This window comes from Nevskiales bacterium (assembly GCA_035574475.1).
In the GTDB taxonomy this organism is placed as follows: domain Bacteria; phylum Pseudomonadota; class Gammaproteobacteria; order Nevskiales; family DATLYR01; genus DATLYR01.
In genome coordinates, this window is record DATLYR010000126.1 from 1 (window position 1) to 8,793 (window position 8,793).

The 8,793-nt window shown below is 65.9% G+C and carries 9 protein-coding genes; 3 read left to right on the forward strand and 6 right to left on the reverse strand.

Annotated elements, in window-relative coordinates; genetic code table 11:
• Positions 1-48 precede the first annotated feature (48 nt).
• From VNJ47_07445 to VNJ47_07455, 3 genes are read right to left on the reverse strand one after another with little or no spacing between them, the layout of a single operon-like run.
• Complete coding sequence (locus tag VNJ47_07445) at positions 49-1,320, reverse strand: AarF/ABC1/UbiB kinase family protein (protein ID HXG28665.1); 1,272 nt, start codon at positions 1,318-1,320, stop codon at positions 49-51.
• The gene (locus tag VNJ47_07450; protein ID HXG28666.1) at positions 1,310-2,125 is read right to left on the reverse strand and encodes a Sir2 family NAD-dependent protein deacetylase; all 816 of its coding nucleotides are present in this window, start codon (positions 2,123-2,125) and stop codon (positions 1,310-1,312) included. The genes VNJ47_07445 and VNJ47_07450 overlap by 11 nt, the downstream gene beginning before the upstream one ends.
• Before the next feature lie 9 nt (positions 2,126-2,134).
• Positions 2,135-2,686: a cob(I)yrinic acid a,c-diamide adenosyltransferase gene (locus VNJ47_07455; protein HXG28667.1), complete on the reverse strand. Its 552-nt coding sequence runs from the start codon at positions 2,684-2,686 to the stop codon at positions 2,135-2,137.
• 202 nt (positions 2,687-2,888) lie between these two features.
• Between VNJ47_07455 and VNJ47_07460 the strand changes: the two genes are divergently transcribed.
• Positions 2,889-3,146, forward strand: coding sequence for a type II toxin-antitoxin system Phd/YefM family antitoxin (locus VNJ47_07460; GenBank protein HXG28668.1), 258 nt, complete (start codon positions 2,889-2,891; stop codon positions 3,144-3,146).
• Positions 3,134-3,460: a type II toxin-antitoxin system RelE/ParE family toxin gene (locus tag VNJ47_07465; GenBank protein HXG28669.1), complete on the forward strand. Its 327-nt coding sequence runs from the start codon at positions 3,134-3,136 to the stop codon at positions 3,458-3,460. The genes VNJ47_07460 and VNJ47_07465 overlap by 13 nt, the downstream gene beginning before the upstream one ends.
• Positions 3,461-3,468: 8 nt before the next feature.
• Here the strand turns inward: VNJ47_07465 and VNJ47_07470 are convergent, their stop codons facing one another.
• The 3 genes from VNJ47_07470 to VNJ47_07480 are packed head-to-tail and all read right to left on the reverse strand — an operon-like array spanning position 3,469 to position 5,323.
• Complete coding sequence (locus VNJ47_07470; protein HXG28670.1) at positions 3,469-4,059, reverse strand: AAA family ATPase; 591 nt, start codon at positions 4,057-4,059, stop codon at positions 3,469-3,471.
• A 19-nt stretch (positions 4,060-4,078) separates the two neighbouring features.
• Positions 4,079-4,495 carry a hypothetical protein gene (locus tag VNJ47_07475; protein ID HXG28671.1) on the reverse strand — a complete coding sequence of 139 codons (417 nt, stop codon included), beginning with the start codon at positions 4,493-4,495 and terminating at the stop codon, positions 4,079-4,081.
• Positions 4,496-4,537: 42 nt separating this feature from the next.
• Positions 4,538-5,323 (reverse strand): helical backbone metal receptor, encoded by a 786-nt coding sequence (locus VNJ47_07480; protein HXG28672.1) that lies wholly within the window; start codon positions 5,321-5,323, stop codon positions 4,538-4,540.
• 89 nt (positions 5,324-5,412) lie between these two features.
• Between VNJ47_07480 and VNJ47_07485 the strand changes: the two genes are divergently transcribed.
• Positions 5,413-8,793: methylmalonyl-CoA mutase family protein (locus VNJ47_07485; protein ID HXG28673.1), on the forward strand; the 3,381-nt coding region annotated here is incomplete at its 3' end.

An 8,793-nucleotide genomic window follows, 5' to 3' on the forward strand; every position in this document is an offset into this window, starting at 1 on the left:
CGTGGACAACCCGAAGTACTCCAGCTACCTCGCGGCCACAGAGCGCGACTAACCCGCCAGCGCCAGGATCTTCTCCCGCAGCGCCACCCGCGCCTTCAGCCCGCGTTGCAGCCAGTACAGCCCGCTCAGCGTGCGGGTGACGAAGGCCAGCTCCGCCGCGACGCGAAACTTGGGCCAGTGCGGGATGGCGCGCTGCGCGGCGATGCGGCCGTTCTCCAGGAGGCTGCCGTCGCTGAGATCGAAGCGTTCGCGTCGCATGACAGGGTCGAGAATCGCCTCGCAGTGCTCCGCATAGATCCGCCCGAAGATCACCGGGTGGCTGTCATACGGCATGTGCACCACGCCGAGCCGTTGCAGGCCGGCATGCAGCGCCGGCCAGTCCTTGGCCACGCTGGCGCTGAGCACCGCGCGCAGGCCGGCCTGGGTTTCGGGCCCGAGGTGCTTCACGCAGCCGAAGTCGTACACGACGATCTCGCCCTCGGGCGTGAAGCCGAAGTTGCCGGGATGCGGGTCGGCGTGCAGCCGGCCGGTGACGAAGATCTGCTGCACCACCCAGTCGGTGAGGCGGTTGCCGATCCGGTCGCGCAGCGCCTGCGGGTAGTGCCGCGCGGCCTCCGCGTCGTCGGCCTGGATTTCGGTGAGCACCAGCACGCCATCCGTGCAGAGTTCGGGGACCGGTTCCGGGAATCGGAAACCCTCCATCGGATCGCGCAGGAAGCCTTCCAGGTTGCGCCGTTCGTTGGTGTAGTCGGTTTCCTCCACGAAGCGCGCGCGGATTTCCTGCATCAGTGCCTTCAGCCCCTCACGGTCCACCGGCAGCTTGCCGGCCATGCGGATCAGCCGGCCCAGGTTCTCGAGGTCGGCATCCACCGCCTCGGCCACGCCGGGGTAGCGGATCTTGATCACCACCGCGCGGCCGTCGGCGAGTTTCGCCCGATGCACCTGCCCGATCGAAGCGCTTGCGAGCGCCGTCGGTTCGATGTGCTCGACGAGCTGCCACTGCGCCTTCGACCACTGCGCGTCCAGCAGCGGGTGCATCTTCGAGAAGGGCAGAGGCTCGGCCTGGCGCTGCAGGCGCGCCAGCTGCTCGGCCAGCGCGGGCGGCAGGATGTCGCGGTACTGCGAGGCGATTTGCCCGAGCTTCATCGCCGCGCCCTTGAGTTCGCCTAGCGTCGCGAACCAGTCCTCGCCGATCTTGCGCCACTGGTTCTCCTTGCTCACGCCCGGCAGCACGCGCAGCATGCTGCGCCCGAGCGTGCGCGCGCCGGTCCACAGCAGGCGCCGCCCGCGGTGACGGGCGGGGGGTTTCTTAGCGGGCATGCGGGTCGATGGCCTGCAGGGCCTCGAGTGCGTTCATGGGCAGCGATACGGTAGCGCCACTTGCGTCGGCTGCCTCGCGGTTGATGCGGATCAGCGGCGCGCCGAGCGATTCGCTGAAGTGCCGCACGGTCGGCACGGAACGGCCGGCGCCGATTTCGATCACCACCGGCCGGCGGACGCATCCCAGCCAGCGGCGCAGGTTCTCGCGCTGGACTTCGTAGCGCCTTTCCTGCCAATCCCCGTCATCGAACATCAGGATGTTCGGCCGCGCCAGCGCGCCGCAGGCGGGGCAGGTGGGCAAAGGCGAACGCAGCAGGCAGTTTTCCTCGTCCACGTCGGGTGCGAAATCATCGGCAGGCCAGATACTGTCACTGCAAGTTGCCGCGCACTGCAGGCGATGGATCGAGCCATGGCACTCGACGATGCGGTCCTCGGCAAAGTCCGCCTTTTGGAAATGCCCGTCCACGTTGCTGGTGAACACGAAGACGCCTTGCGGTTTGCTTTCCGCCCAGCGCTTGAGGATCGCAAAGCCATTGTGCGGCGTTGTCTTGCGGTACAGCTGGAGTCGGTGCCCGTAGAAACCCCAGGCCAGCCGCGGATTGCGGCGGAAAGCTTCCGGGTTGGCGATGTCGGTGAAACCGAAGCCCTTGTGCTTCAGCGCCGGATAGGCGCGCCAGAAACCTTCCGGCCCACGGAAATCCGGCAATCCGGAATCCACGCCCATGCCCGCACCGGCGGTGATGAGCAGGCCGTCGGCTGCGGCGATCAGGTCAGCGGCGCGTGCTGCCGGAGGGCTTTGGGTCAAGGCCGTTCCTTAGCGACTCGACCACGCCGTATCGCTCACGCCCCGTTTCTTGTTTTCGTACCTCGCCATCGTGAACAGCAGGTCGCTCAGGCGGTTGATGTAGGTCAGCGCATCGGCGCTCAAGGCTTCCGACTGGTGCAGGGTCTGCAGCGCGCGCTCGGCGCGGCGGCAAACGGTGCGGGCGACGTGCAGCTGCGCGGCGCCGGGCGCGCCGCCGGGTAGGATGAAGGTCTTGAGCGGTTCCAGCGACTGGTCTAGTTCATCAATCATTTTCTCCAGCTCGGCCGTGTCGCCGGCCTGCAACTTGGGGATCGGCATATTGATCTCTTCCGGCTTCGGCACGGCGATTTCGGAGGACAGCACGAACAGCGTGTTCTGGATGCCGAGCAGCCACCCGTCCAGCGGCGGTGACAGGCCCTGCGCGCGGGCCAGGCCGATGACGCTGTTGAGTTCGTCGATCTCGCCGTAGGCCTGCAGGCGCAAGTGGTTCTTCGGCACGCGGCCGACGCTGAGTAGTTGCGTGGTGCCCTGGTCGCCGGTTTTGGTGTAGATCTTGGTCACTTTACTTCGCACCTCTCCCTGGCCCTCTCCCCAAGCGGGAGAGGGGACTGTAATCACCCGATATCCGGCCTGCACGACGCTCTGGGCCTTTCTCACAAACGGACTGGGTATTTAAAGATGAATCTAGCCTGATTCCGGGAGAATGCTCAATCAAACCGGGACCGTGGTTGCCCGAAAGGGAGTGTTACTTTAGTATCACTGTATGCGCACTGAGCTTGTTACCACTCTCAAGCGGAGAGCGACGGAACTGCTTTCCGAGCTGGAGGCGGACCGGGATCCCATCTTGATCACGCAGCATGGGCTGCCGGCTGCGTATCTGGTCGATGTTGAGACCTACGAGGCCTTGCAGAAGCGGATGGCATTGCTGGAGGCCATCGCGCGTGGCGAGCGAGCCATAGAAGAAGGCCGTACCCTGTCACATGCCGACGCACGGAAGCGGATGGCGAGATGGCTGAAATAATCTGGACAGCGCCCGCGCTGGCCGATCTGGACGCCATCGCCGATTACATCGCACTCGATAATCCACAAGCGGCCCGCCTGATCGTGCAGCGGGTGTTCCGGCATGTGGCGCAGTTGGCGGATCATCCCAGGAGCGGTTCGAAACCTTCAGAACTGCGCGGATGGCGTTATCGCCAGATCATCGAGCCGCCCTGCCGCGTCCTGTATCGGGCAGAAAAGCAGCGCGTATACATACTTGCAGTGGTGCGTGCGGAACGAAGTTTGCGTAAGGTCCGACTCTTGGAGAGGGACCGCAAACGGCGCAAATCGGGATGACATAGGGCTCAAGTGCCCGGAAACCTCCGCACCCAGGCCGGCAACGGCGGCCAGTGGCGGGCCAGCAGGCCCAGCTCGTACAGCAGCAGCTGGCGGTGCGGGTGTTCGACCGAGGTGTTGTCCAGCACCAGCGCCCAGTGCGCCAGGGTGACGGCCTGGCGGGCGAGGTCGAGGCTGCGCGTGTAGCGCGCGGCGATCCTGTCCGGCGGCACCCGATGGCCGCCGCCCTCCACCCGGGCCGACACACGCAGCGCGCACAGCGCAGGATCGCTCACGCCGATGAAGCTCAGGCGCAGGTAATAGCCCGCCTGGCGGGCGCGTTCCATCAGCTCCAGCTTGGACGGGTGGGAGAACACGGTCTCGGCGACGAAGGAGCGCCCGCTGTGGATGGCCTCGTCGCGGCGTCGCGCGGCCTCAGCCGCCGCGGCCTGCATTTCCTGGTCCGATTTCGGATGGCGACCGAGGCGTTCCTGCGCGATCTGGTCGGCGTTGATGAAGGGCACGCGGAAATGCCGACTGGCGAGGTTGCGGTAATACGTGGTCTTGCCGGCGCCGTTGGGGCCGGCGATCAGCCACAGCACGGGCTGCTGGACATCCATGTGGCGGCGTGCGCTGCCGTCAGCGGCGGCGGGTCTTCTTGCGCGACTTCAGCGGGTCGAGCACTCGCACGCGGCGGCCGTCGGGATAGACGCGCAGCAGCTTGCCGTTCTCGCGGGTGTACAGCGGCACGTCCTCGGTCTGGTGCGCGGGCGGGGCTGTGCGCCCGGCCTCGATTTCGGCCAGATGCGCCAGATGCAGGGCGCGCTCCTCGGTGGTCAGCGCCTCGAAGTCCAGCTCGGCACGCAGGGCGCTGCGCACCTGCTGCAGGTTGACGGTGGGCAGGGCCTCGAGCGTGCGCCCCAGGTTGGCCCAGTGCTCGATCTGTTGCGCGGCCTTGCGGCTGAACAGGCTGCCGACGCGGTCCGCCATCCGGTACAGCACGGCGCTGACGCGGGTGACTTCGGTCCTGGGTGCTTTCGAGGCGGCTGGTTTCATGGCGGTCCGCGCCGGCGGTCAAGTTGTTACAATTGTAACACGCTACAGCTCCGACAGCAGCCGCTGCAGCGCATCGGCCGCCAGCCGCATGCGCGCGCCGTACCAGCTGAAGGCTTCGCCATCCACGAGCAGAACTTTAGCCCCGGGCAGGCGCTTTGCGAATTCCTGCCGGTGGCGATCCTGGAAGGGGTAGGGCTCGGAGCTGAGCAGCAGCACCTCCGGGGCGAGCCGTTCGATGTCCTCCAGCGTGGTTTCGGGATAGCGGCCGGTCTTTGCCGCAAAGACATTCTCGAAGCCACAGCGCGTCAGCACGTCGTGGATATAGGTGTCGGCGCCGGCCGCCATCCAGGGCTTGCGCCAGATCAGATAGGCCACGCGCCGTCGCGGCCGCAGCGGCTGCAGCCGCGAAAACCGCCCGGCGATCTGCTGCGCCAGTACCTCGGCCGCCTGCGTGCAGTCGCATAGCTGGCCGAGGTGGCGGATCATGCGCAGGGCGCCGTCCACGCTGCGCACGTCGGTGACGTACACCGGGAATTCCCGTTCCAGGGCCTCGACGTCCTCGCGGCGGTTTTCCTCTTTTTCCGCGATGATCAGGTCGGGCTGCAGGGCGCGCAGGGCATCCAGCCGCAGCTGCTTGGTGCCGCCCACTTCGGTAATCCGGCTGACCTCGGCGGCCGGGTGGATGCAGTAGCGGGTGCGGCCGACGACACGCCCGCTCAGGCCCAGCGCCAGCAGGGTTTCGGTCTGCGAGGGGCAGAGCGAAACGATGCGCCGGGGACGCGCAGGCAGCCGCACGGCACGTCCGAGGTCGTCCGAAGTAATGACCATTTCCGCGTGGCTTTGTGGCATAAACGGGACGATACTGGAGTGAACCTCAGACACCAACCTGCCGCGCAGGACCTGGTGCAGGACAGCCTATGCAGCAAAAAGCCAGCCCTCTGCCGTCGGCCACGCCGGCGGTCTACTGCCCCAAGCACAAGATCCGCATCGTGACGGCGGCCTCGCTGTTCGACGGTCATGACGCGGCCATCAACATCATGCGCCGCATCCTGCAGGCCAGCGGCGCGGAGGTCATCCACCTGGGCCACGACCGTGCGGTAGACGAGGTCGTCAACTGCGCCGTGCAGGAGGATGCCAACGCCATCGCCGTGACCAGCTATCAGGGCGGGCATGTCGAGTACCTCAAGTACATGTACGACCGGCTGAAGGCGCTGGGCTGCGGCCACATTCGCATCTTCGCCGGCGGGGGCGGCGTGATCCTGCCGGATGAGATCGCCGAGCTGCACGCCTACGGCATCACCCGCATCTACTCGCCCGACGACGGCCGCGCGATGGGCCTGCAGGGCATGATCAATGACCTGCTGGAGCGCAGCGACTTCCCCACCGGCCGCGACGTGACTGAGGCCGATCTGGATGCGGCGCGCCAGCGTGACCCGCGCGCCATCGGCCGGCTGATCTCTGCGGTCGAGAACTACCCGGACAAGCATCCGCGGCTGCTGGAGAAAATCCGCTCGGAGGCCGCCCGACAGAAAGTCCCGGTGCTGGGCGTGACCGGCACCGGCGGCGCCGGCAAGTCCTCGCTGGTGGACGAGCTGGTGCGGCGTTTCCTGCTGGACTTCAAGGACAAGCACATCGGCCTGATCTCGGTGGATCCGAGCAAGCGCAAGACCGGCGGCGCGCTGCTGGGCGACCGCATCCGCATGAACGCGATCAACAACCCGCGCGTGTACATGCGCTCGCTGGCCACGCGCCAGGCCAACCTGGCGCTCTCGTCCCATGTGCGTGACGCGGTCAACATCCTCAAGCTGGCCGGCTTCGACCTGATCGTGCTGGAGACCTCCGGCATCGGCCAGTCGGATACCGAGATCGTGGATCACTCGGACGCCTCGCTGTACGTGATGACGCCGGAATACGGCGCCGCTACCCAGCTCGAGAAGATCGACATGCTCGACTTCGCCGACGTGGTGGCGTTGAACAAGGCCGACAAGCGCGGTGCGCAGGATGCGCTGCGCGACGTGCGCAAGCAGTACCAGCGCAACCACCAGCTGTTCGCGAAGAAGCTCGAGGACATGCCGGTGATCGGCACGATCGCCTCACAATTCAACGATCCGGGCACGCACCGGCTCTACCGGGTGCTGATCGACCGCATCGCGGAGAAGTGCGGCGTGCCGCTGAAATCGAACTTCGGGCACGGGATCGGCGATTCGGAGAAGATCTTCATCATCCCCTCTGAGCGCACGCGCTACCTGGCGGAGATCGTGGACACGGTGCGCGGTTACAACCGCTGGGTCGAGACGCAGAGCCGTCTCGCGCAGCAGCTGCAATCCCTGCGCCAGGCGCGCAAGCTCGTCAAAGAGAAAGCCGGAGATCTCGAGGTCATCGAGGGCGAACTGGCGGAGAAACTCGACGCGGGCAACCGCAAGACGCTGGAGAGCTGGGACGCCAAGCGCCGCAACTACGAAGGCGACGAATACGTGTACCAGGTACGCGGCAAGGACGTGCGTGTGCCGACCAAGACCGAGTCGCTGTCGCACCTGAAGATTCCCAAGGTCGCGCTGCCGCACTACCAGGGCTGGGGCGACATCCTCAGGTGGACGCTACAGGAGAACGTGCCGGGCGAGTTCCCCTACACCGCCGGTGTGTTCCCGTTCAAACGCGAGGGTGAGGACCCGACCCGCATGTTCGCGGGCGAAGGTGGGCCGGAGCGTACCAACCGCCGCTTCCATTACATCGCCGCCGGACATCCGGCCAAGCGCCTGTCCACCGCCTTCGACTCGGTGACGTTGTACGGCAACGACCCGCATCACCGCCCGGACATCTACGGCAAGATCGGCAACTCCGGCGTATCCGTCTGCTGCCTGGACGACGCCAAGAAACTGTATTCCGGCTTCGACCTCGCCGATCCGAAGACCTCGGTGTCCATGACCATCAACGGCCCGGCGCCGATGATCACCGGCTTCTTCATGAATGCCGCCATCGACCAGGCCTGCGAGCGCTACATCCGCGCCAACGGCCTGGAGCAGGCGGTCGAGCAGAAGATCGCCGCCTGGTTCAAGGCGCGCGGCGTGGAGCGCCCGCGCTACCGCGGCGAGCTGCCCAAGGGCAACGACGGGCTAGGCCTGATGCTGCTCGGCATCACCGGCGACCAGGTGCTGCCGCGCGAGGTGTACGAGAGGATCAAGGCCGAGACGCTGGCCGCGGTGCGCGGCACGGTACAGGCCGACATCCTCAAGGAAGACCAGGCGCAGAACACCTGTATCTTCTCCACCGAGTTCGCGCTCAAGCTCATGGGCGACATGCAGAGCTATTTCACCGCGAACCGCGTCCGCAATTTCTACTCGGTGTCCATCTCCGGCTACCACATGGCCGAGGCCGGCGCCAATCCAATCACGCAGCTGGCCTTCACGCTGGCCAATGGCTTCACCTACATCGAGTATTATCTGTCGCGCGGGCTGAAGATCGACGACTTCGCGCCCAACCTGTCGTTCTTCTTCTCCAACGGCATCGACCCCGAGTACGCGGTGATCGGCCGCGTGGCGCGCCGCATCTGGGCCAAGGCGCTCAAGCTGAAGTACGGCGCGAGCCCGCGCTCGCAGATGCTCAAATACCACATCCAGACCTCCGGCCGCTCGCTGCACGCGCAGGAGATCTCCTTCAACGACATCCGCACCACGCTGCAGGCGCTATACGCCATCTTCGACAACTGCAACTCGCTGCACACCAACGCCTACGACGAGGCCATCACCACGCCGACGGAAGAGAGCGTGCGCCGCGCCATGGCGATCCAGCTGATCATTAACCACGAATTCGGCCTGGCCAAGAACCAGAACCCGCTGCAGGGCTCGTTCATCATCGAGCAGCTGACGGACCTGGTGGAGGAGGCGGTGCTGAAGGAATTCGAGCGGCTCAACGAGCGCGGCGGCGTGCTCGGCGCGATGGAGACCATGTACCAGCGCAGCAAGATCCAGGAGGAGTCGCTGTACTACGAGACCCTCAAGCACACCGGCGAGCTGCCGGTCATCGGTGTGAACACCTTCCTGTCATCGGAAGGTTCGCCCACCATGCTGCCCAAAGAGGTGATCCGCTCGACCACCGAGGAGAAGGAGGCCCAGATCGCCACCGTGCGCGGCACGGTGCAGGCCGACATCCTGAAGGAGGACCAGGGGCAGAACACCTGCATCTTCTCGACCGAGTTCTCGCTCAAGGTCATGGGGGATATCCAGGAGTACTTCATCCACCACGACATCCGCAACTTCTACTCGGTCTCGATCTCGGGCTACCACATCGCGGAGGCCGGC

Bases quoted from the DNA above. Each gene is read 5' to 3' on its own strand.
- VNJ47_07445 (HXG28665.1), bottom strand. From the start codon at position 1,320: ATGCCCGCTAAGAAACCCCCCGCCCGTCACCGCGGGCGGCGCCTGCTG.
- VNJ47_07465 (HXG28669.1), top strand. From the start codon at position 3,134: ATGGCTGAAATAATCTGGACAGCGCCCGCGCTGGCCGATCTGGACGCC.
- VNJ47_07480 (HXG28672.1), bottom strand. From the start codon at position 5,323: ATGGTCATTACTTCGGACGACCTCGGACGTGCCGTGCGGCTGCCTGCG.
- VNJ47_07470 (HXG28670.1), bottom strand. From the start codon at position 4,059: ATGGATGTCCAGCAGCCCGTGCTGTGGCTGATCGCCGGCCCCAACGGC.
- VNJ47_07460 (HXG28668.1), top strand. From the start codon at position 2,889: ATGCGCACTGAGCTTGTTACCACTCTCAAGCGGAGAGCGACGGAACTG.
- VNJ47_07475 (HXG28671.1), bottom strand. From the start codon at position 4,495: ATGAAACCAGCCGCCTCGAAAGCACCCAGGACCGAAGTCACCCGCGTC.